Source organism: Pontiella sulfatireligans (genome assembly GCF_900890705.1).
Lineage (GTDB): Bacteria > Verrucomicrobiota > Kiritimatiellia > Kiritimatiellales > Pontiellaceae > Pontiella > Pontiella sulfatireligans.
In genome coordinates this window covers 1,171,460-1,193,298 of sequence record NZ_CAAHFH010000001.1, presented here as the reverse complement: position 1 = coordinate 1,193,298, position 21,839 = coordinate 1,171,460, and the positions used below count along the sequence as shown (strand labels likewise).

Sequence of the window (21,839 nt, the reverse complement as noted above, 5' to 3'; positions counted from 1 at the left end):
CTGTTCGAAACGTTTCATGATTTCCCTTCCGTGATTTCGTTGAGACGCACGACCTCGCCGAACGGGGCGAGGGCGTCGCCGTTGTTATGAACGCCGAACAGGATCGTCAGCAGCCGGACCCCGGCCTGCTTCAACCTCTGATAGTTCTCGTTCGATAAGCTCGCGTATCCGTCGGTGATCACCACCGCCTTTAAAAAACCTTCGTCGAGAATGGTTTCAGCCACGCAGTTAAAGTCCGTCCCGCCGGTGGTCTTCACTCGGCCTTCCATCAGTTCCGCCATGCCGATCTCCGACACCGCGTTCGAAAACTGATAGACGGAGCGGATATTCCGGCGGTACCGCGCCAGCAGGCCGCAGATCTCCGGGAGCGACTGGTTCACCGACCCCGACACATCGAGGAAGATCGCCACGCCTTCACGGGTTCTGTTTATCTCCGGCTGACGATTGCGGAACACCCCCGGCCAGATATCGGCACCCAGCATCACCATGTCGCGACGGCTCGGGTTGAGCGGGAAGGGGGAGGTGGTGCGTCGTTGGTTCCGCTCCTCGCAGAAGAACTCGTCCAGCCGTTTCCGGGTGGTGTAGCTGAGTAACAGTTCCTGCCGGATGCTGCGCTTGGTCTTCATGATTTCGATGACCAGCGCCTTCAGTCCGTTGAACTGGTTGCCCCAGCTTCCTTCCTCGCTCCTGACTTGTTGCGCCACCTCGGTGGCCACGCCCTGCAGTTGCTCCGGCTTCCAGGGGTTGGAACCGCCATGCGACCCCAGCAACACCGGCTGGGCCGCATCCGCTAGCACCAGCATCTTCAGCGTTTGGATCACCTCGCCCGCACTCAGCTCGCTCGACATCGTCCAACGCGGATAGAGGTGCTGGTAGAGGAAGGCAAAGCGGCTGTTGTGGTTTTTGCTGCCCGGGCGCAGGATCGACTCCAGCCCTTTCGGCTTGTAGAACCGTTCGAACAGCGAGCCACTGCCTGATGCCTTGGCGTAGAACTGGCTGATCAGCGCATTGATGATGGCGTCGCACGCAATGTTGCTGACGTCGTCCCGGACATGGATAAAGTGGCCGAAGGCCGGGTGCAGGATTTCATGAAAGACGAGGCAGAAAAGATCCTGCTCCGTCTTCACGTGCTCCCGCACGAAGGCCGGGTTGTATTTCAAGGCTCCCGCAGCATTGATGCACGCCGTTGGGATAGTGCTGTCGGCAGCGACCGACGATACGATCCCGGCAATGAACGAGTCGCTGCCCAGCTCCCGTTTCATGAGCTGGCGTATGGTTTCGAGGGTAATGGTGTCCATGGGGAATCTCCTGTCTTGAAATGATGAAGGCCGCCTCCCGGATTGGAGGCGGCCGTTTCTTCGCGCTTCCAGCGAGCGCTTGGCGGTGCATAAAGCCGATGTGTTCGCAACAGTCATAACTGCCACGATGTTGCGTTCGCTGGCTGGTGAGAGTTGGAACAGTTCAGATCATGTCTGCAACTGAGCCAACTGCCGGAATACGGGCATGCCGATCTTCCAACAGTTGGAACCGTTGTCATCATTCATGGCGTTGCTGTGGCCAGCTTCCGGTCGTATTCCTGCTCCGCATCCACTTTCCGCCAGCCCCAGCCATACGTGGTGTTCACGACGCTGATCTGGGCATCGACCTCCGGTCCGTCCTCGTAGACGTAGGCCCGGGTGATGCGGTCGACTAGCTCCGCCGTTCTGCCTCCACCGACATATTTTCCGTCCGCGGTCTTAATGACTACCTTGGCCATATGGGCCTCCTTTCTATTTGGACTGTCTTGCCAGCACCTCTACGGCCTTCTCCAGCACCCAGCGGTCCTCCGGCTTCTGCTTGCCGGAGTCGATGTGGCACCGGAGGTTGCGGGCCAGTAGGTCGGCCTTGGCCTTGCGTACTTCCCGGTTGTGGCGGGCGCTGTCGTGATGTCGTTCGGGCAGCTCTATCGCTATGATTTTCTCGGTGGTCAGGTAGGCTCCATATTCTTTCATGGTTCGCTCCTCCCTATCCGAAGTGGCACAACCCGGCCTCACGCAGAGACAGGGCGGTGTCGCCGATCACGATGTGGTCGAGCACTTTGATGCCCATGATTTCGCCGGCACTGATTAATTGCCGTGTAATCTTGATGTCCTCGGCACTGGGCGTTGAAATGCCGCTCGGATGGTTGTGGGCCAGGATGGTGAACGATGCGCCGCTTTGAATGAGCGGGCGGAACACTTCACGAGGATGCACCAGGGCCGAACTAACGGTGCCCAGGCTCACGAGATGCTTCTCGATCACCCGGTTCTTTGCATTCAACGCAATGACAATGAAGCACTCCTGGGCAGCGTTCTTGATCTCGGACAAGAACCGTTCTACCTGGACGGGCGAGGTAAGCACGGTGCCGTCGAAGGCTGCTTCCTTAAGCATAAGATCTGTCTGTAATTGTAGTACCATTTTCATTTCTCCTTTTCGTTGTGTTTAAACTGAAAACCCCGCCGTGCCGGGATGGTGGGCGGGATTGTCTTGGTTGTTGTGGGGAGTGGACTTAGGCCGCTTGGGCGGCAGGCGTGACTTCACAACCCCATTCTTTGCATGGCCCGGCACTGCCGGCATAAGGGCAATCCGTACAATAAAACCCCGTCTCTGCCGGGACATACAGTTCGTGTTTTACAATTTGCTGCGCCTTCGAGATCAGCATCGCCATCCTTTGTTCCTGTCTTTCGGAACGCTGGGTTTCATGCTGTTCATAGGATGGCTCTTTGGTCTTGGTTACTACCCGGAACTCGACAGAGGGTCTTGACCGATACATCTGATTCCATGCGTAGCTATAGACCGTCGCCTGGAAGTTCTTGTGTGCCTGGCCTGCAGCCCATTTACGGGCAGCAGTCTTCCAATCCACAATAACGGGCATGCCTTCACGCTCCACTACGAGGTCGAACTCACCAATAATCGGGTCTTCCACCACGCTTCCATCGGGAGCATGCACGGGGACGCAGAACGCCTGGGAAACCGACAGCACTTTCTCGGCCGGATCAATGTGGTCGATGAAACACCCGATCATGTTCCGACCCTTTACTGATAATGACTCTGCATCATCCTTGGCACCGAACTTGATTTCCTGCTCCTGATTGGCTTTCTTCCATAGCTCCGAGAACATATCCAAATGGCTGTCCCGGTCGGGTGTTTCCCCTGCCTTGAGCCACTTGAAATAATGCTCCAACGTCCGATGCGCCGCCGTACCAAATGCCAGTGAGTGGCTCACAAACGGCTTCTTCAACTTTGCGATGCGCTCGAAGTAGAATTGCAGGCTGCAGATGTTCAGTAGCTGATTGATCTGGGAGGCCGAAACATGCGGCCGCTTGCGCAGCTCCATAAAGTATGCAGGGGATAGTGACTATTGTTTTCGCGCGGATCATGCACTTCTTTGAAGGCGGCTTGGAATGAGGATAGCAGCTCATCCTGAATAGGAAGCAGACCGTCCACGTAGGGTGATGCAACGCCGGTATAGGCTTTGTCGAGGTGCTTGGCCGTGATGATGGCCCTCGCATCGGGAACCAGTTCCTTCGCCCAATGGCTGGCCGCCGCCCGGGGATTCTTGTCCGTTGTTCGTGTCCAGCCGGCTTCTTTAAAGTAGCTGGCGAATCCGCTGCTTGCCTTAAGATGCGTGTCCACTAGTAGCGGAACATATCCAAAATAGTCGACCCAGTCAGGTTGCAGAGATAGTAGCGCCGCATTGAGTGCGATGCATCCGTAGTTGGGTTGGTCTGGCGAATGATGCATCGGCTGGAAACCGAGGCATTCAATCACGAGAGGGAGCCTTTCGGCCTGCTGGCAGGCGTGCCAGCCCAAAAAGCGGTCGCGCGGATAGGACTGGCACTGCGCCCGCCTCCACAGGAACGCCCCCAGCCAGAATTCCTTTTTGTAGAGAACGATCTGAGCTAGGTCATAGTCAGGAGCCTTCAACGCAAGGCATTCATACCACGGACCCATGTATGCCTTTGCGGTTTCAGCGAATTTGTCACTGGTGGCGGCGTATACGTAGATTTCTTTAGGATCGATGTTCGTCATTTTCGTCCTCCTTCGGGTGGTGTGCAGATAACTTCGGTAACTTTTTGAATCCGCTTCATTTCGTTGTCCTTGTTTGGTTGTGTGAATCCTGATCCGGCTGCCTAAGGGATTGAGAGTCTGTGTCAACCAAACTCTTTACCCATCGCGTTACGTGGTCGTTTCCCCCTTGCGCCTTGCTCCAGCCCATTTTCTCGAGGTACGGGGATTCTGAGTCGGATTTTTTTAGATAAGCTTCGGTGGCCACAGGATGGACTCCAAAGCATCCAAGCCAGTGTTCTGGTAGCATTCGCATGACGGCGAATAGTACGATGGGGCCCCAGCTCAAACCAGCGACAGGAGAAGGCTTCGGCAAGATCATCTGAATCTGGGCAATCTTGTCGAGGTCTTTGATCTCTATGCTGGTCCACTCGTTCCAATGGGCGAATAATTTGTTTGGGATGCCCCAGTCCACTGTGCCAATCCATTGATTCTGGAAGAGGACCACCTGCCGCATCTCTTTGTCTTGCGCCGTTTCGGTGGAGAGCCTGTAGTACTTGTGCCCAATCGCGTTATCCAATAGCGCGTAATTTTCACTGCGAGCCGCCAGCACTTCTAAATCATCGATGTAGATTCGCTCATTCGTTCTGTCAACGGTTTGGGCGAGTTGCTTTGCCTCGGAGCATGTCAGAATTTGGTACTTACGATTACTCATCGCATATTTCTCCTTTGTGTTCATCGTTTTTGGGGATGACCCCGGTATCCTCTCTCGACCTCGTCGAGGGTTATTTTTGCTGAATCTGTTATTGTTGTTCCTCTGTGTTGAAGGGGCTTTTTTTCTTTCTCTCTGTCATTACGTGATTTGGAAGAACTCCGGTTGCCGGTTGTGTTTTTCATTGTATGTTGTTCTTCACGCCTGTGAGGCCCTCCTGTGGATTGCAGCGAGTTTTTTATCTCCGAAGATCGGTATCGGGGCCGGATGCGGATTCAGGTATAGTAGCTTTTGATAGCGCTCCTTCTCCGCACGGTAGTGACCGGGCAAGCGGCTTAGTCGCGACTCGTTTTTGCAGGCGGGGTCAACCCCCATCGGGATCAGCCGCCGGGCATACAATTCAGTTTCGATCTTCTCTGTCCACGCCTGTGCATCGGTGATGCCATCGGTCCTGATCCACCCGTGGATCGACTTCCCGCCGCTGTCGATCAGTGCGGCCACGGGCAGGGGCACCACCGCCCAGAATGCAAGTTGATCTTCCTTGCTGAGATTGTCGAACTCCACCACGGTGTAGCAAAACGCCTTGACCGCCGCGTCGCACCGGAACGACAGCCCTCCGCCTTTTTTTTCGCCCAGGTTGCCTGTGAGGGGGTTGGGAATGATGTGGGGAAGGCCGGATGTCCCATGCCCGTGAATATGGTCTATCCAGTCTTTCGCAGGTCTGAGCCCGGTATCGTACCGTCCACCAAGGAAAAGGATGTCTTCGGGGTTGAAAAGGACTTGTAGGATGAAATGGGCATCGTACTTTGGCACTTCAAGCAGTTGTACCGGCGAGACTGCCCTGAGATCCTGCTCGCTGATCCCTTTGCCTTGTTTCAGGAGGTGTTGCAGGTAGGCGGATTTGATCACGGGGCGGGGTTTGTGGGGAACGGAAGGCCGTCCACCGGTGGAGGTGACCCCGGTAAGATCCTGCCTTGCGCGCCGTATAGCCGCATCGATCTCGTTGTCCGGAACCGGGCGGTCCCCGTCGGGGATTGAGTTGCGGATATCGGTGAACATCCGTTCGTCTGTCAGTCCCGCCATGACTCCGTGGTTAGCGACACCAAGTAGAGCAGGGTGACATCCTCCGCCACCGGGTGATGGGATAGATTGGAGGGCCTTATTGTACTTTTTGTTTTGCTTCATATTTCTGTCTCCTAAACGCACTAGGGATGGTCGTAGTTGTGGAGGGTGTGGAGGGATCTGTTCACTTGCTGGGAGAATAGTTCCTTCGGAGAGTTCGAGTGTGCTCATATATTTTCTACTACCGTTTTTCCATGAATTGAGTTAGAGGGGTATGCGTCTTTTCCCCGACCTCATAGGCAGCCAGGCCAATACCTGATAACTTGTTGGGTATGGATACGAATGAAAACACTACGCCGGGGCGGGCTTCATATACCGAGGAAGAACGCCGGGAACTGATTGAGGAGTTTAAATCGTCGGATTTGACGCAGGCGGCATTTTGCAGGGAATGGAATCTCAATTCCAAAACGCTGGCCAGATGGCTGCGCATCGAGCGGGACGAAAATGAGGTGTCTTTTTGCGAGGTGGAACTCGGGAATACTTCTGCCCCGGGAAACAAAGTGAGCGTCCATCTGCCCAACGGCATCGAAGTGACCGTGCCGGTTGGTTCAGCGAAGGAGTTGGCCGATGTGTTCCGGGAGGCCGCGACATGCTTGGCCTAAGTGGATCATTGCGAGTATTTTTGGCTGTGGAGCCCGTGGACCTGCGCAAAAGTTTTAATGGGCTGCATGGCGTTGTGCTCGACCGGTTGAAGGAGGATCCGTGTTCGGGAGCGCTGTATGTGTTTACGAATCGGCGACGGAACCGAATCAAAACGCTCTATTGGGATGGAACAGGCATGTGGGTGATGATCAAGCGTCTGGAGCAGGGATGCTTTACTTGGCCAACGGGGATTGGCGAAAGTGAAAAGCTTGCACTGGCTCCCGAGGCACTGGCGCTACTGCTGGATGGAGTCGACCTAAAGCAAGGCTCGTTAAAGCCTTGGTACCAACGCTGAATTTTTTGAATATTTCCGATCTTGATGCCCCCTTTTCCGAACCGGTTTTGGTATAATATGCCGCATGGTTTACAGTCGGGTACATTTTAATCAGCTACTGGAAGAACAAGCAATTTCCCGTTCGCAGATTGATCAGCTCAAAACCGAAAACCGCCTGCTTCAGGAGAAGGTCCAATGCCTGATGAAGAGGCTCTTTGGCAGTAGTTCAGAAAAACTCAGTCCCGATCAGCTGGAGCTCGAACTTGAAGAGTTTCGCGAACTGCAGGAAGCTTTGGATCTGGCCGAATCCAAGACCGAACTGGCCGAAGAGGAACAAAAGCAATCCAAGCGAGGGAAGCGCAAGGGGCTCGATGCACGCATCCCCAAAGATCTGCCGACCGAAACCATTATTATCGATCCGGATGAAGTGATCGCCCATCCAGAGCTTTACAAAAAGATCGGCGAAGAGCGCCTGGAACAACTCGATATCACGCCGACTCAATTCATTAAAATCGTAACCATCCGCAATAAATACAAGAAGCGTGACGACCGTTCCGTTGCCCCGTTGATTGCACCTGCTCCAAAGCAACTGATTGAAAACTCCTACGCCACGGTCGGCCTTGTTCTTCATATCATCCTTGGTAAATACTGCGATCATCTTCCGCTTTACCGGCAGGAACAGATCTTCAAGCAACGCTTCGGCGTTGAAATCAGTCGAAAAACCATGGGCGGATGGATGTATCTAGTTGCCCAGTGGTTATCGCTGATCTATGAAGCGCTTCGAAATGAAATCCGCGCGAGCGGATACATTCAGGCCGACGAAACATTCATCAAATATCAGGACCCGAAAAAGGACTACTGTCCCAACGGATACCTATGGGCTTATCATTCGCCTGCCGTCGGCGTGCTCTTTGAATGGCACGCCAGCCGTGCGGCGACCTGCCTTGACTCGATGCTGATTGGTTACTCCGGGCTGCTGCAGACCGACGGCTACGCCGGGTACACCAGCTGGCTGAACAAGAAATCACATGCGGCAAAAAAGGCCTCGATCATTCATGCTGCCTGCTGGGCACATGCCCGACGCAAGTTTAAGGAAGTTCCCGGCAACCCGACCGCTGAGGACGTCGTAAAACTCATCGCCAAACTTTATCGGGTTGAAAGTAAGCTACGCGACAACCCCGATCTTGACCGCGCTGCTTATCGACAGGAGCACTCCGCGCCCGTCCTGGAACAGATAAAATCGATCCTCGAAACCGAGCGCTTCCGGCAACTACCGCAAAGCAACTTCGGCAAAGCGATCCACTACACCCTCGAGCGCTGGGATGCGCTCAATCTTTACCTCGAACACGACAAACTCGAAATATGCAACAACCTCGTCGAGAATGCCATCCGGCCCACCGCCATCGGCAAAAAGAACTTTCTATTTTTCGGTAGCCCCGACTCCGGTCAGACCAGTGCAGTCATTTACAGCCTCATCGAAACCTGCCGCAAACTCGACATCAACCCGGCAGTCTACCTTCGTGAAATCCTTACGGCTTTGCCGACGATGAATCAATCCGAAGCAGCCGATTGGACGCCTGCCCGCTGGAAGTCATCCCGCGAAAACACCTCTGCGTAATCCTGTCAATGCGGTGGCCGAAAAGACGCATACTTAGAGGGTTCCACCCCCTCCACTAGAGTGGCTATAGGGGGAGAAGGAGGGGCAAAAAGCAGGCTTCCCTTTGTGACTATCCTCCACCTGTTTTCGGTCGCACTCCGCTGTTTAATTACCTGCGGGTTGGGCAGCTTTGACAGGCGTGCCAAATACGTCCCTGCGGCACCGGTGAAGTACAGTAGTTTGTCAGCTTGTCGCCCTGCTGACTGTCGGAGCTCCTTATCCAGATTGGCGGCGGTTCCCACATAACAGCTTCCTGCGGCTCCATTTTTTTAAGATCTTCCCAGAAGGCAAACTTGTCGTTTATCTCTCTGAGATGTGAAGCTTTCTCCTCTGATTGTTTGGATATTTCGGAAAGAATAAAGTGGTGGATTTTTTTTGCGGGATACCCTTTCTTTATAATGGTGATGAGTTCCTTCTTGGCCGATGTAGAGAGCATCGTTTCGATACGGTAGGCTTGATGCGCAAGGTTGTAGAGGGGGGCATAATGCCTGCTCAGACTCGAATCAACGGCTCGGATGAAATCTGAATAGGTTCTCTCTTGTTCCTCAGTCAGTTTAATATCATCACTTTTTCTATTGTTACTCATACGAACTCCTTCTTGATCTGCTCCCAGTTCTCCGCGGTCATTCCCTTAAGCCTCTCTTTGATCCAGTCCGGTACCGTTCGGATTTCCTCGTACTCGGCATCCGCTATTCCATCGTATAGGGAAAGAGTTGCGCTTTCCGCTGTTTCGTCGGTGATATGGAGATAACGCTGGGTCATGGCCGGATTGCCGTGTCCTACGATTTTCTGAACAACGGATTGCGGAACGCCTCGTTGCGCCTGAAGGGAAACGTAGGTGTGACGCAACGAGTGGAAGCCGACCTCGATGATGGCCCGGGGGTGGGTGGGGCGTTCGCCTTCCTTCCCGTTGCGCAGCCATTTATTGTATGTTTTCCAGAACTCAGGTGTTGGTCCTGTTCCTTCGCGATGCGTTTTTATCCCGCAGGCTTCGAAGTGTTTTTGTATGCGCCTGGCAATTTTGGGTTGCTGACTGAGTCTTCCTGTATTATTCCGGTATGTGTAGAGTTTGGCATGTTCGGGGAGGACGAAGCCTTTGCGGCTTCGTTCCGGGGATTCGAGGAGCCGCGATACCAACTCGGGTGGCATTCCAACTTTTATCGGTTTCGAATCTTTAAGGTGTTTAGCCTTATTGGGGATACGTAGGATTTGTCGTTTAGGAAAAGCTATCTCCGACCATTGCAGCGTACAGCAATCACCAAGGCGTAAGCCTGTCGATGCTCCAAGTAGCAGGAGTGTCTTCAGTTCGCCATCTGCGGAATCGATAATAGTGCGGAGTTCGGGGATGGAGAGTTCCCGCCGGCTTTGCTGTTTGCGGTCTTCCTTTCTCAGATCCTTGAATGGATTAATGGTCAATCTTGAGTCGGCGACACTATCTTTCTTTAGAACGTCGAAAAGGAGGATCAGCAGGCCAAGATGGTTGTTGAAGGTCGTGGCCGAAAAGCGCTTCCTCAGCTGAGAAATATATTCCGATGATATCTGGGGGGTGACGTCACGTAGGTATTCAGCTGGTTGATCGTTCTCGTACAGCCATGCGAGAAAGGCCTGCCAATGACCCTTGTAGTTTTTCCACGTATCGATCCCCGCGCTTGGTGCATCGGCATGGTTGCTGTTGCGGAAGGCTTTCCAGGTATTTGCAAGGCTAAGTGGGGGGGCGGCGGAGTCTTCAGCCTTGGCTCTCGCTTTCCCGGTTTTGTCCAGCTCGGCTACCAGAACGGCAAGGCGGTCTTCCTTTGCGGTTAGAACATGGCGGGTAATGATGCGGTCTTGTTCGTGGCGGGCATGGTTTATCTTTGTAACGGGGTCACCTTTTTGAATTCCCTCGGCAGGTATGTTTCTCGAATGTTTAAGAGGGATGCGCCTCTTCTTCTTTTTAGGGTTGCCCTTTCCATCTTCTTCTCTCGTGGGTTCCCAGTATTCCAGCCAATAAGTTCCATCCTTGACGGTTGAGCCGGCTTTGTAGCGCTTTCGCTGCTTGTCGCGAATGAATAGGGATCCTTTTCCTTTTGTGGATCGCTTGCGTGCGGTAGGTTTCTTGTCGATGTCCATGGTCGTTCCGATAATTGGTGTGATCCGATATGTTATAATCTGAAAGGAACTGTAGGTTTATCAGCATCGGTTTTCAATAATAAACACACCATAAGCACACCATGAATTCGTAAAAATACATTAAACGGCGGTCAATGATGGTGTTTATGAGTGTGGTGTAAAAGGTCGAAAACCTTTTTTACAACATTCATTTTTCCGAGGCCAAGCTTCCCCTCACAAAGGCCGAAACGCAAAACGTTGAAGTTTGAATTTAAATGCGGCACATTCATCCTTCATTTACAGGAACAGGAAACAGTATGAATCAATCAGCTTTGAAGAACTGGGGGTTCCCAGTTGGACGTACGTTTGTCGCTGCGGGGCCCTGCAGCGCGGAAACCGAAGAGCAGGTGCTGGAAACGGCACGGGCGCTGGTGAATAAAGACATCGGCTTTATGCGGGCGGGCATTTGGAAGCCCCGCACCCGGCCGGGAAGCTTTGAAGGTGTCGGCCTGAAGGGGCTGGCGTGGATGGATCGCGCCCGCACAGAAACCGGGCTGAAGATCGGCACCGAAGTTGCAGAACCCTCGCACGTCGAAGCCTGTTTGGAATACGGCATGGATGTGCTCTGGGTCGGGGCGCGAACCACCACGAATCCCTTTTCGGTGCAGGCCATTGCCGACGCCCTGCGCGGCGTCGACATTCCCGTTCTTGTCAAAAATCCGATGAGTGCGGATATCGGCCTCTGGGTTGGCGGAATCGAACGGCTCGCCAATGCCGGGGTGACGAAGCTTGGAGCCATTCATCGCGGCGTAAGCTCGTCGCTGGAAATGCGCTATCGCAACGCGCCGGTGTGGACAATGCCGATCGAGCTCATGCGCCTGATGCCTGAGATTCCGTTGATCTGCGACCCCAGTCATATTTGCGGCAAATCGGAGCTGGTTGCAGCCATTGCTCAAGAAGCCATGGACCTGCTGTTTGACGGTTTGATGGTGGAAGTGCACCCGGATCCGTCCAGCGCTTGGTCGGATGCATCGCAGCAACTGACACCCGTTGAGTTTCTTTCCATGATGAACTCATTGGAAATGCCTTACGAGCAAAGCGACAGCACCGTTTTTCAGAATAAAATGACCGGGCTGCGCAATGACGTGGACGAGGTCGATAGCCGGATTCTCGAATTTCTGGGCCGGCGCATGGATATTGTCCGCGATATGGGCCGGCTGAAATCGGAGCAGCACGTCTCTACGCTCCAGCCGCGCCGCTGGCAGGAAATCCTCGATGATCGCATCAAAAAAGGGCAGGGGCTGGATTTGTCCGAAAGTTTTGTTCAGCAACTAATGCAATCCATCCATGAAGAAGCCATCCGACACCAGGAAACCGACCGCATCGAAGGGGCGGGGTAGCGTTCTGAGCGGAAACAAAAAAAGCCCGTCGTGATGACGGGCTCTTTTGATGCACGGATGCTTCGGGTTATGTGCCGAGCTGGTAGCGCACGTAGCGCTTAACCGTCAGTGTATCGCCGAGTTCCTTGCCTTTTTCGGTAACGAGGTTCGTGATGGAAACTTTATCTTCCTTCACGAAGCCCTGTTCAACAAAGCAGATCGTGGAGAAATACTTGTTGATCTTGCCTTTCAGGATGTTTTCCATGATGTTTTCCGGTTTGCCTTCGAGCTGCTTGCGGAAGATGTCCTTCTCGGCTTCAACGGTTTCGGCAGGCACTTCGTCGCGGGTCAGGTATTCCGGCGCGGCAGCAGCCACGTGGAGGGTAAGATCCTTGGCGAGTTCCTTATAGACCGGGCTTTCGATGGTTTCAGCTTTTTCGCAGCCGAGTTCCAGTAGAACGCCAACTTTGCCGCCCATGTGGATGTAGGAAGCGATGGCGCCGGTTCCGTCAACGTCCCATTTAACGTTGCGACGCAACTGAAGTTTTTCGCCGATTGAACCGATTTTCTCTTCAATCTTCTCCGCAATGCCAGCGCTCATGGCATCAGATTCGAAGTTAAGCGCTTCGCCGCGAAGTTCTCCAACGAAATTCTGAAAATCTTCGTTACGGGTAACGAAGTCGGTCTCGCAGTTCACTTCAATCATCGCGGCACTCTGAGCGTCGTCGGAAAGGATTGCGGTAATAACGCCTTCTTTGGCTTCTTTGGAAGCACGCTTGGCCGCAACGGCCGCGCCTTTTTCACGAAGGGTTTTGATGGCTGCATCGAAATCACCATCGCTGGCCTGCAGCGCATTTTTGCAGTCTGCAATGCCGAGGCCGGTGGCGTCGCGCAATTCTTTAATCATGCTGGTTGTAATAGCCATGGTTATGAATCTCCTAAATTATGCGTCTTTTTTGTCTTCAGATTTTTTTTCCGCCGGAGCTTCAGCCGCTTCTTCAGCCACTGGAGCCTCTTCCTTTATTTCCTCAGCAGGCGTTTCTTCAGCTACCGGGGCAGCTTCTTCTACAGGGGCTTCAACAGGAGTTTCTTCAACGGCAACCGGTGCGGCTTCTTCAGCCTTCGGCTCTTCGGCAGGAGCTTCTTCCTTGACGGCTTCTTCGGCAGTGGCTTCAACAGGAGTTTCCGCAACGGCAACAGGAGCGACTTCTTCTGCCTTCGGTTTTTCGGCAGGTGCTTCTTCCTTGACGGCTTCGGAAGCGGCTTTTTCAGCTTCCTTGGCGGCTTTGGCTTCAGCTTTCTTTGCTGCGGCGGCTTCAGTTTTCTTTACGGCGTCGGCTTTCTTCTTTTGCTCTTTGATTTTCTTCAGCACTTCTTCGCGCTTCTTCTTCTCTTCGGCTTCCTTCTTCTGGCGTTCTTCGCGGGCAATCTTGGCTTTTTCGCGTTCTGCCGCTTCAACCTTTTCACGGGCTTCGCGTTCTGCCTTGGCTTTCGCGGTATATTCCGCATCGGCGGCCTTGATGGTTTCGCCAAGCACTTCGGCAATCAAGCCAACGGAGCGGAGGGAGTCGTCGTTGCCCGGGATCGGGTAGCTAACGAGGTCGGGGTCTGCATTGGTGTCCACCAGTGCAACAATCGGAATGTTGAGGCGCTTGGCTTCGGCCAGGGCCAGATGTTCGCGTTTCAGGTCGACCACAAAGAGGGCGCCCGGCTTTTTTTCCATGTCGGCGATACCGCTGAGGTTGCGCTCAAGCTTGGTCAGTTCGCGGCGCAGGACGGAAACTTCTTTCTTCAGCAGTTTTTCCATGGTGCCGTCTTTTTCCATCTTCTGCAGTTCACGCATGCGTGAAACCGAAGAGCGGATGGTTTTGTTGTTGGTCAGCATGCCGCCGAGCCAGCGATGGATCACGTAGGGCTGGTTGGTGTCTTCTGCGGTGGTCTTGAAGATTTCGCGAGCCTGTTTCTTGGTGCCGACGAAAAGGATTTTCTCGCCGCGCATAATCACGTCGTTCAAGAAGGTTTGTGCGAGTTCGAGCTGCGAAAGGGTTTTCGTCAGGTCGATGATGTAGATCCCGTTTTTCGCGCCATGAATATAGCGCTTCATTTTGGGGTTCCAACGTTTGGTCTGGTGACCGAAGTGCAGGCCTGCGTCGAGCAAATCCTGTACGCCGACAGTTTTGGTGAATGTATCCGCCATGTTACCTCTCCTATAGTTTAATGTTGCTTAAACAATCCGCTTTGACACACCACGAGGTCAGGTGGCCTTCGCTTCCAACCGGCTCTTTCCGGCTGATTAAGTTGCGGAATATACGAACCGCCTCCCCGCGCAGCAAGGCTAAATGTGCACTATTCTTCTGGTGCCGCTGGGTTTGTGAAAAAAAAAGACCCCGAACGCCGGAGGCATTCAGGGTTCATGTCATATTAAAATGGGGATTTCGGCTATTTTCCGAAAACTTCCACTTCGATGTAGTGGTTCATGTCGGAACCGGTGCTTCCGTTGGAATAGAGGCGGATGAATTGTCCCTTAACCCCTTTGGCGTCAACCAGCTTGCCCTTGTTGGTTTCAACGTATTCCTTGTCCTTGCCCACGCCGAGTCCGGCGGAGTTGTCGTGGTCGTTGTTGAACACGGTCTGGACGTTTTCAATAAAGTCGGCGTCGTCGGCCACTTGAATGATCACATCGCGGTAGGCGCGGGCCTGGGCGTGGTAGTGCCACAACGCGACAGCGTAAATAGATTTTTTGCCGCCGAGATCGATCTGAACCCACTGTACGCCCGGTCCGAGTTCAACGTAGGAGCCGTCCGCGCCGTCCTTGTCGGCATCGGTAAGATATTCGAGCTCGCCGATTACGGGAAAATCGTCGGAGCTGGTGACTTCCATTTCTGCAACAACATTAACGGTGCTGGCAGGAACCATGATTTCCGGAATGACGATCTTGCGCTCTAGATTCGGAGTTTTAATGCTTTTGGGCGTGCCGGCAAACAGCGGCTTGGGCAGTTCCAATTCGAGTTTATGCATTTCCTCTGCAATGGCGGAACCTGCGAACACGGCCGTCAGTGCGACAACCGATGCGATCTTCAATTGATGTTTCATATTATATGCCTCCTATTAAAAGCGGATAACCTATATCCGACGTGGTTTGGGTGTCTCGTATATAAAACGCTGCGTTTTGCATATTTCAGACACCGATTTCTACTAATGATTCGTCCTGTTTCACTACATAGGCAACCGTGCCCGGATTTGTCCGGCAAAGTTGCTCGATTTTATCCGCCTCCATCATCATGAATGCGGTGGAAAGTGCGTCCGAGGCCGCGGCCGACGAATGGATGGCCCAAGCGGCCAAGTGCTGTTTCGCCGGTTTTCCGGTCTTCGGATTAAGAATGTGTTCGCCTTTGACCTCTGTGCCGGAGCCGCTCAGCGCCTGGTTTTTCAGTTTCACCGTTGTGAGACCAACCTTTTCGCCCCACGGCCCGCCAACGCCGAGATTCCATTCCTTGCCCATCGCCAGCACCGTGCTGGTGCCGCCGTTGATTACGGCTTCCGGAACTTCCCAGTCGGCCAGCACTTCGGCCGCCTTGTCGATCGCGTAGCCTTTGCCGATGCCTCCGAGATCCAGCGAGCCGGAGCCTTCCTTTTTCCAGCCTACAGAAAAGTTGGGCCGATCGACTTCCAGCCACTGGAACCCCGTTCCGATGGTGGGATCAAAAAGGCCTCCCGAAACTGAGTGCGCCCAAACGGCGCGTTCCAGACATTCGAGTGTTTCGATGGCCACCCGGACGGATTCGCCGGATTTCAGCAGGTTGATCTGTCCGACGTCGCTTCCGGCGTTGTATTTGCTCAGCAGGTTTTCAATACGGTCGAATTCGCGGAATACCGCTGCCGAGGCCTGTCGCGCGTATTCGCGCTCCTGCCCGGCAACGATCACCTCAAACTCGGTCGTCATCGCCTCGTGCGAAAAGCTGTGTGTGTGGGGAGTCATAAGCAAAATGATTTAGAGCAAAATGATTAGCTTTGCTTCGGCAAGTGGAATGGGGTTGTTTCTGGTCATTTCTTAAGGGTGCGGAATTCAATGTTGTGATGGTTCAGGTTTATCCATTGAACGGATTTAAGATGGGTATGCGCAAGGAAGCGGAGAAGATCCTTTTTGTATATGTTGATGTTTTTCGTGGCAGCGGTGATTTTGTATGCGGTTCCTTTGCTTAACATGTGAACTCTTTGGACTCCCAGCACCTTGCCTCTATGAATAACTTCAACCGGAGAGAGAATCCTGTCGGAACCGCCAAGAAAATGCGCAACGGCATCGGTGTAAAGCGCTGTATCAAGAAACGCACCCCACTCGCCAAGCAAATCCAGAAGGGTTTCCTGAAGGTTTTGGGTTCTGGAATCCAATAACTCCCATTCCGAATCGATAATGGTAAACTGTTTTCGTTTTTCCGGAGTAAGCCGGGTAGAAACGAATTCGTGCTGAAGCGACTGTGATCGGAAGTTCAAGAGCGTGCCGTGAAACAGACCAAGCAGCATCAGATAGTGCAAGAGCTGTTTCCGGTGGCTTTCATGGAAGGCCTCTACGGTCTTGGCCTCGTAGACAATGCCGCTCTCAACGAGCAGATCGGCAAAGTAGCTTTTGCAATAGTCCTTGTGGGATACCTGAATCTCAACCTCGGTTTTGCTCAAAGGAAATCCGTTGCCTGCACAGGCCTCGCGCAGGGCGTTTTGATAGATTTTCTCATGGCAGAACCGGCCCAGTTCGCGATGAACGCGAAAAGCCAAACCCATCACCATTTCATTCATTGCATGAAACTCGGTTTGGCTTACGCGTTTAATCGGGATTTTAGTCTGAACAGGCATCCTGAGGAATCATTTTGCTCTTAATCATTTTGCTTCTTGTTCGCGCGGAGGCAGCCCATTGTCGCAGCGATGATGCTAAGGACTGCCGCAATACGGTGGACGACGATGGCTATGTGCTGTCCGTGCGTTCCGAGAATCGGGAACATTGCAATCAGGACGCTGCCAATCAGAACGATTCCGCTGAGCAACAGGATCCAGAACCAAACGTTGCCTCCAGATTTCGCGCGGAGCAGAGCCCATACGGTGAGAGAAACTGCGTAGAGCGCGCCAAAGCCGACGTGACTCAGCAACGGGAATCCATTCAGCGGATAGCTGATCGGCCAGCCGAACAGGAAGCCCGTAGCGGCAAGAACCAGCATAGATGCAATCAGGAAAATCAGCACCGGCTTAACCGGAACCTCTTTTTCTTCCAGTTTGGTGACCAGTTTATAAATGGCCGGGAGACCAACCGCCAAACCAATCAGTGCGAGCAACAGTGCGATGTTGCTCATGAAGCATTTAAAAGCTTTGCGCACTGTGAAGGTTGCGCCGAAGAGCTTGTTGAAGCCGCTGTCCACATCCTGGAACTCGTGCATCGGCATCATTAGGGCGCGGTCGGTCAAGAGCGGGCCAGTGGCCGTAACGTTGCCGAACAGGAAGCCGGAGTCGGCCGAATGGCATTCCTGGCAGGTCTTGGCGCCAAGCGACTGAGCGGTTCCGCGAACATCGTGGCCGATGGCCCACGAAACCGGTTCCGCGGCCGCATCGTCTTCGTCAACCAACTCGCCCGATGCAGCCAAGGTGAACTTCCGTCCGTTGGAAATATAGCAGGTAGTGCTCCCGAGCTTCTGAAGCATCACGGTGAGCTGCTCTTCATTGAAGGAGAGCGAGGTGCCGACCGTATCGACGACGGCGCGCTCAACAAACGTGTTGATGAGCGGTTGTCCATCCTTGGTGTACCAACCCGAAGCCAGCGTAGTGTTCGTTCCTGCGAGGTAGCCGTCTGCGTCTATCGAAAAGACCTTGCCTTTTGTGGCCATGACGGTCTCCAGCGGCTTCAGTGCGTCCATGATTCCTAGGATAACGCCTTCGGCATCGTAATCGACTTCTTCGGCGTTTACATCAAACTCGGGAATCATCGAAACAACGTTGCTTTCGGTGGCCCAGACGAATGATTCCTGCGTCTCCATGCTTCCGGCAACATTGAGTCCGCCGTCGGCGTTGCGGCGATACAGGCTGCCGCCGGCAGCAAACAGAGGTTCGCCCAGCGCAAATTCCGCGTTGCCGAACCGAGACAGAACATCGCCCACTTGCTGTTGCGTGTCGAGAACGCCTGTGGCGGCTTTTTCAATTAACTCGGTGTCCAGCGGGTGGCCGTCAGCATAGGCCCAGAAGGCGGGCCACATCATGCGGCGGGGCTCGATCTTGCCGTCTTCGTTGCGCACGTAGACCGGCTCAACAATAAACGGCGACTCGGTGAACCATTGCGCACGGCCATAGATGCCGAGTTTGTTGGCGCGCGAGGTGCGGACCACGTGCGGCTCGTTGCCCGGCTTTATGCCCGAGTGGCATGCTGTGCAGGTCATTTTTTCAAAGTGAACCGGAGGAAGTCCCTTGTGATGGGCGACCGGAGCGCCAGCTTGGCCTGCCATTAAACCTTCTTCGGAGTGGCAGGCGGCGCAGCTCATCGTTTCGGTGGTGCCTCGCAGGATCTGGTGGTCTTCGCCGTTGCGGTGGCAGTCCACGCACGAAAGGCCGGCGGCGGCATGCACATCGCCGGGGACATCCATGCGTTGGGCGGCTACCGGATGCGAGGAATGGCACTGCAGGCAGTTTTTATCCTGCGGTTTGCCGATGTCGAACCACATCCGATATTTGGAGTCGAACAACGATCCGTCATAGTTGACCGTTGGCGGAACACGGTAGGTGTGGTCGTCCGGGCTTTCGCCGGAATAGATGTCCCACCAGTCCGGCATGCGGGAGGCCATGCCGCCGACTTCACCGATGCCGGATGCCGCCGTGGCGGCCCAGCGGAAGTTTTCGCGGCCGATCTGCTTGGCCCATTCGGTCATATCCTGCCGGTGCGAGTTGTTGTGGCAGGCCAGGCAGTTCATTTCGAGTCCGCCGGAAATTTGCCAGCGGGCATCGATGTCCGCCATGGTATCTTCGGGATCGCTGATCGATCCGCCGGGCAGGTGGGAGCCGAAGCGCTTGGTGAATTCCCAGGCGGAAAGGTTCATCCGGTCGGCCGGAATCTGCGTGCCGCTTTTTTCATCGACTACGATCCACGGCTCGGTTGCGCGGCCTTGGCCGGCGCTCTGGAAGTGCGTGCCTCCATGAATCTCTTCATAGTCGTGGCACGCGCCGCAGGTCATTCTAGCCGAGAAGGGCATGGTGTCCGGCACAGAGGAGACGATATTTTGTCCGTCTTCAGCCGTTAGCGGAATGCGATGAACGGGGGTGGTTCTGCTTCCATCGAAGTGACTCGCGAAAACAGATACCGCCGTTCCAAGAATGGGTAGTATCAGATGTCTTGTTTTCACGCGTGAAAGTCCGAAGGTTTGAATTCAATACGCTGGCCGGATGCAACAGCGCGGTTAACGGCCAATACGGCAACCGCGGTTTCGTAGCCTTTTTCGCCGGGGCAGTTGAGCTCGGTGCCGTAGCGGATGGCATTGAAGAAGTTTTCCAAGTGCGGCTGGTGGGCCGGCTTGGTCAGGTCGACCGGCAGCGGCCACGCGGCGGCTGCCGCGGTGACGCGGACATCGACCGCAACATTCTTGGTGGTCGACTTCTTGATCGGAGTGGCCTTCTGTCTAAGCAGGCCTTTCTGCGCCAACGTATCCCATTCCGGGGCGTGCGCCTCGCGCAGGGCGGAGTTGCCGCGGGCCGGAACTTCGGCAATTTCGATGGTGCCTTCGGTGCCTCGGAAGGCCTCGGAAAAACCACGATGACCGGTGGTGGTCTGTGTTTCGTAGAATGCGCGGGCCACTCCATCCGGAGTGTCGTATTCATAGATGCACATCACGTTGTCGTACCACTCGCGGTGCTTGTAAAAGTCCGTTCCGCCGGAAGCGATCACGGATTTCGGGTTGGTTTCCCATACCCACTCAAAAAGGTCGATCTGGTGGGAGCCGAGATCGACGATCGGGCCGCCGCCGTATTTTTTGTACCAGCGCCAGTTTCGGAACTCCATCATGGAGTTGTAGCCATACTTATCGAGTTTTTCGGCCGACATTTCATATTTTTTAGGGAAGCCGATGTCATCGGCTTTTGCACGGTTCCACTGAGCAACGGCCGTCGTTACGGTTCCCAGCAGTTTTTCCTGATGGATCAAGGTTTCAATCGCGTGGATGTAGCGCGGGTTGGAGCGGCGCTGATGGCCGATCTGCAGCAGCTGGCCGGTGGCTTTGGCCGTGTGCACCATCGTCGCGGCCTTTTCGAGCGAGTTCGACATTTCCTTTTCGGAATAGACGTGCAATCCGGCTTCCATGCAGGCATTGGCGTGTTCGGCGTGCATCCAGTCGGGGGAGGCCACCACTACGGCATCAAGCTGATCTTTTTCGTTGGCGATCAGTTCCTTGTAGTCTTCGTACACGTTGATTTCGTGGCCGTACTTTTTAATCATGTTGCCGGTGTATTTCTGGGAATATTCCCAGATGTCGCAGACCGCCTTGAAATTAATGTTTGGAATGCGCAGGCAGGACTCGGCCAAAATGCGGCCCTGCGCACCGGCGCCGATCAGTGCAATGTTCAGCTGGTCGGGATTTTTTCGCGCTGAGAGCTCAGCGTTTTCAACCGCCCGCGCCTTGAGCGACGCGAGCATGGTGCCGGCCATGGCGGCCGTCTGCATAAATTGGGTTCTGTTCAGTTCCATTTTCCGTCCCCTGGATAATTTGTGAAATTAACTAACAAACTGCTTTTCTACCGCGATTGCATAGATCCAGCAATAAAAAACATCCTCGATTCCATGTGGAATGCAAGGGAGTCATTCCTTGTATTTAAGCGTTATAAGATATACGCGATTCAACTCATTGTCTTGTAGAATTACCGCTCAAAATTGTATGAAACATACATTGGTCCATTTTGGGTGTCCAGCCGTTCGGGCAAATACCGCATTCTTTCTTAAACCTATAACACAAAGCTTTCCATTCGCGTGTAATTTTGTAGAGCCGTCTGCTGAATGAACGCGCTAAAGTTTTCCGTTGTCCTGCAAATATCTTTGTTCCAGCGCTTCCAATGGCGAGAAAATTACGTAAGATCCGTTGCTTAATTTTCAATTGCAGGAACATCTATTATGAAAACCAGAGTTGACCAAAAATTTGCGGAATTGATGAAAAAAGGCGAAAAGGCCTTCATTGCTTATCTTTCCGCCGGAGATCCCAACCTTGCCGACACCGTCGACATCGTGTTGCGCCTGGAGGATGCCGGCGTCGACCTGATCGAGCTGGGCCTGCCTTTTTCGGATCCGCTTGCCGACGGGCGAGTCAACCAAGAGGCGGCCACGCGGGCGCTGGATGCCGGATCAACTTTTGACGGGGTCATGGACTGCATCGCGCAGATCCGCGAGCGCAGCGAAATCCCGATGATTTTCTACGCCTATATGAACCCGTTGCTTTCGCGTGGCTATGAAAACTCCATAACGGCGGCGGCGCAAGCGGGCATCGACGGCTTCCTGCTGCTCGATCTTCCTTTAGAGGAGGCGGGGCCGTACCGCAAATCGCTAACGGAAAACTCGCTCAACGCTATTCAGCTCGTAACACCCACCACGCCTGATGAACGCATCGGCAAGATTGTGAAGCGCGCCAATGGTTTCATCTATTGCGTTTCGCGCGAAGGGGTGACCGGGGTGCAGGACAAGCTGGCCGAAGGCGCCGGGGCGCTGGTGCAGCGGATCAGGGACCAGTCGGACGCGCCGGTGGCGCTCGGATTCGGCATCGGCACGCCGGAACAGGCGCGCGGCGCCGCAAAATTGGCCGACGGGGTTGTGGTCGGAAGCGCCATTGTAAACGCATTCCACAACAGCCCGCATACGCCCGAGGGCCGCGCGGCCGCGACCGCAATCGTTAAGCAAATGGTTGATGCGGTGAAAACAGTTTAGGCAAAATTGAT

Annotated in this window: 22 protein-coding genes; 5 read left to right on the top strand and 17 right to left on the bottom strand. The window is 54.1% G+C overall.

Annotated features, from left to right (window positions below; translation table 11 throughout):
- Positions 1-14 precede the first annotated feature (14 nt).
- The 8 genes from SCARR_RS04120 to SCARR_RS04085 form a co-directional block, all read right to left on the bottom strand.
- Positions 15-1,298, bottom strand: coding sequence for a VWA-like domain-containing protein (locus SCARR_RS04120; RefSeq protein ID WP_168432985.1), 1,284 nt, complete (start codon positions 1,296-1,298; stop codon positions 15-17).
- Positions 1,299-1,540: 242 nt separating this feature from the next.
- Positions 1,541-1,756 carry a hypothetical protein gene (locus SCARR_RS04115; RefSeq protein ID WP_136060249.1) on the bottom strand — a complete coding sequence of 72 codons (216 nt, stop codon included), beginning with the start codon at positions 1,754-1,756 and terminating at the stop codon, positions 1,541-1,543.
- A 13-nt stretch (positions 1,757-1,769) separates the two neighbouring features.
- Positions 1,770-1,991: a hypothetical protein gene (locus tag SCARR_RS04110; RefSeq protein ID WP_136060248.1), complete on the bottom strand. Its 222-nt coding sequence runs from the start codon at positions 1,989-1,991 to the stop codon at positions 1,770-1,772.
- A gap of 13 nt (positions 1,992-2,004) precedes the next feature.
- The gene (locus SCARR_RS04105) at positions 2,005-2,442 is read right to left on the bottom strand and encodes a JAB domain-containing protein (RefSeq protein WP_136060247.1); all 438 of its coding nucleotides are present in this window, start codon (positions 2,440-2,442) and stop codon (positions 2,005-2,007) included.
- Between the two features lie 85 nt (positions 2,443-2,527).
- Complete coding sequence (locus tag SCARR_RS04100; RefSeq protein WP_136060246.1) at positions 2,528-3,355, bottom strand: RecB family exonuclease; 828 nt, start codon at positions 3,353-3,355, stop codon at positions 2,528-2,530.
- Positions 3,301-4,050: a hypothetical protein gene (locus SCARR_RS04095; protein ID WP_136060245.1), complete on the bottom strand. Its 750-nt coding sequence runs from the start codon at positions 4,048-4,050 to the stop codon at positions 3,301-3,303. Before SCARR_RS04095 ends, SCARR_RS04100 begins: the two co-directional genes overlap by 55 nt.
- Before the next feature lie 55 nt (positions 4,051-4,105).
- Positions 4,106-4,741, bottom strand: a complete 636-nt coding sequence (locus SCARR_RS04090; protein WP_136060244.1) for a hypothetical protein — start codon at positions 4,739-4,741, stop codon at positions 4,106-4,108.
- Between the two features lie 195 nt (positions 4,742-4,936).
- Positions 4,937-5,923, bottom strand: coding sequence for a hypothetical protein (locus tag SCARR_RS04085; RefSeq protein ID WP_136060243.1), 987 nt, complete (start codon positions 5,921-5,923; stop codon positions 4,937-4,939).
- 209 nt (positions 5,924-6,132) lie between these two features.
- Here SCARR_RS04085 and tnpA point away from each other — a divergent pair, with 209 nt between their 5' ends.
- The 3 genes from tnpA to tnpC all read left to right on the top strand — a co-directional run bounded on the left by tnpA (position 6,133) and on the right by tnpC (position 8,394).
- Complete coding sequence (gene tnpA / locus SCARR_RS04080; RefSeq protein ID WP_136060242.1) at positions 6,133-6,462, top strand: IS66 family insertion sequence element accessory protein TnpA; 330 nt, start codon at positions 6,133-6,135, stop codon at positions 6,460-6,462.
- Positions 6,450-6,797, top strand: coding sequence for an IS66 family insertion sequence element accessory protein TnpB (gene tnpB, locus SCARR_RS04075; protein ID WP_136060241.1), 348 nt, complete (start codon positions 6,450-6,452; stop codon positions 6,795-6,797). Before tnpA ends, tnpB begins: the two co-directional genes overlap by 13 nt.
- A 64-nt stretch (positions 6,798-6,861) precedes the next feature.
- Complete coding sequence (gene tnpC, locus SCARR_RS04070; protein WP_136060240.1) at positions 6,862-8,394, top strand: IS66 family transposase; 1,533 nt, start codon at positions 6,862-6,864, stop codon at positions 8,392-8,394.
- Between the two features lie 148 nt (positions 8,395-8,542).
- Here the strand turns inward: tnpC and SCARR_RS04065 are convergent, their stop codons facing one another.
- Together SCARR_RS04065 and SCARR_RS04060 are read right to left on the bottom strand one after the other, a co-directional pair.
- The gene (locus SCARR_RS04065; RefSeq protein ID WP_136060239.1) at positions 8,543-9,019 is read right to left on the bottom strand and encodes a hypothetical protein; all 477 of its coding nucleotides are present in this window, start codon (positions 9,017-9,019) and stop codon (positions 8,543-8,545) included.
- The gene (locus SCARR_RS04060) at positions 9,016-10,542 is read right to left on the bottom strand and encodes a tyrosine-type recombinase/integrase (protein WP_136060238.1); all 1,527 of its coding nucleotides are present in this window, start codon (positions 10,540-10,542) and stop codon (positions 9,016-9,018) included. Before SCARR_RS04060 ends, SCARR_RS04065 begins: the two co-directional genes overlap by 4 nt.
- Before the next feature lie 296 nt (positions 10,543-10,838).
- Between SCARR_RS04060 and SCARR_RS04055 the strand changes: the two genes are divergently transcribed.
- Entirely contained in the window at positions 10,839-11,921 is a 1,083-nt protein-coding gene (locus tag SCARR_RS04055; protein ID WP_136060237.1) for a bifunctional 3-deoxy-7-phosphoheptulonate synthase/chorismate mutase type II, read from the top strand.
- 67 nt (positions 11,922-11,988) lie between these two features.
- Here SCARR_RS04055 and tsf read toward each other — a convergent pair whose 3' ends face one another.
- The 7 genes from tsf to SCARR_RS04020 all read right to left on the bottom strand — a co-directional run bounded on the left by tsf (position 11,989) and on the right by SCARR_RS04020 (position 20,604).
- Positions 11,989-12,825 (bottom strand): translation elongation factor Ts, encoded by an 837-nt coding sequence (gene tsf, locus SCARR_RS04050; RefSeq protein WP_136060236.1) that lies wholly within the window; start codon positions 12,823-12,825, stop codon positions 11,989-11,991.
- An 18-nt stretch (positions 12,826-12,843) separates the two neighbouring features.
- A complete protein-coding gene (gene rpsB, locus SCARR_RS04045; protein WP_136060235.1) occupies positions 12,844-14,097 on the bottom strand; it encodes a 30S ribosomal protein S2 in 1,254 nt (417 codons plus the stop codon).
- Between the two features lie 242 nt (positions 14,098-14,339).
- Positions 14,340-14,993: a discoidin domain-containing protein gene (locus SCARR_RS04040; RefSeq protein WP_136060234.1), complete on the bottom strand. Its 654-nt coding sequence runs from the start codon at positions 14,991-14,993 to the stop codon at positions 14,340-14,342.
- Between the two features lie 85 nt (positions 14,994-15,078).
- The gene (locus SCARR_RS04035; RefSeq protein WP_168432983.1) at positions 15,079-15,843 is read right to left on the bottom strand and encodes an FAD:protein FMN transferase; all 765 of its coding nucleotides are present in this window, start codon (positions 15,841-15,843) and stop codon (positions 15,079-15,081) included.
- Positions 15,844-15,944: 101 nt separating this feature from the next.
- Positions 15,945-16,691 carry a GxxExxY protein gene (locus SCARR_RS04030; RefSeq protein ID WP_168432982.1) on the bottom strand — a complete coding sequence of 249 codons (747 nt, stop codon included), beginning with the start codon at positions 16,689-16,691 and terminating at the stop codon, positions 15,945-15,947.
- Between the two features lie 77 nt (positions 16,692-16,768).
- A complete protein-coding gene (locus tag SCARR_RS04025; RefSeq protein ID WP_136060231.1) occupies positions 16,769-19,270 on the bottom strand; it encodes a cytochrome c3 family protein in 2,502 nt (833 codons plus the stop codon).
- Positions 19,267-20,604 carry a Gfo/Idh/MocA family protein gene (locus tag SCARR_RS04020; RefSeq protein ID WP_136060230.1) on the bottom strand — a complete coding sequence of 446 codons (1,338 nt, stop codon included), beginning with the start codon at positions 20,602-20,604 and terminating at the stop codon, positions 19,267-19,269. The genes SCARR_RS04025 and SCARR_RS04020 overlap by 4 nt, the downstream gene beginning before the upstream one ends.
- A 420-nt stretch (positions 20,605-21,024) precedes the next feature.
- Between SCARR_RS04020 and trpA the strand changes: the two genes are divergently transcribed.
- Complete coding sequence (gene trpA / locus SCARR_RS04015) at positions 21,025-21,828, top strand: tryptophan synthase subunit alpha (protein ID WP_136060229.1); 804 nt, start codon at positions 21,025-21,027, stop codon at positions 21,826-21,828.
- Positions 21,829-21,839 lie beyond the last annotated feature (11 nt).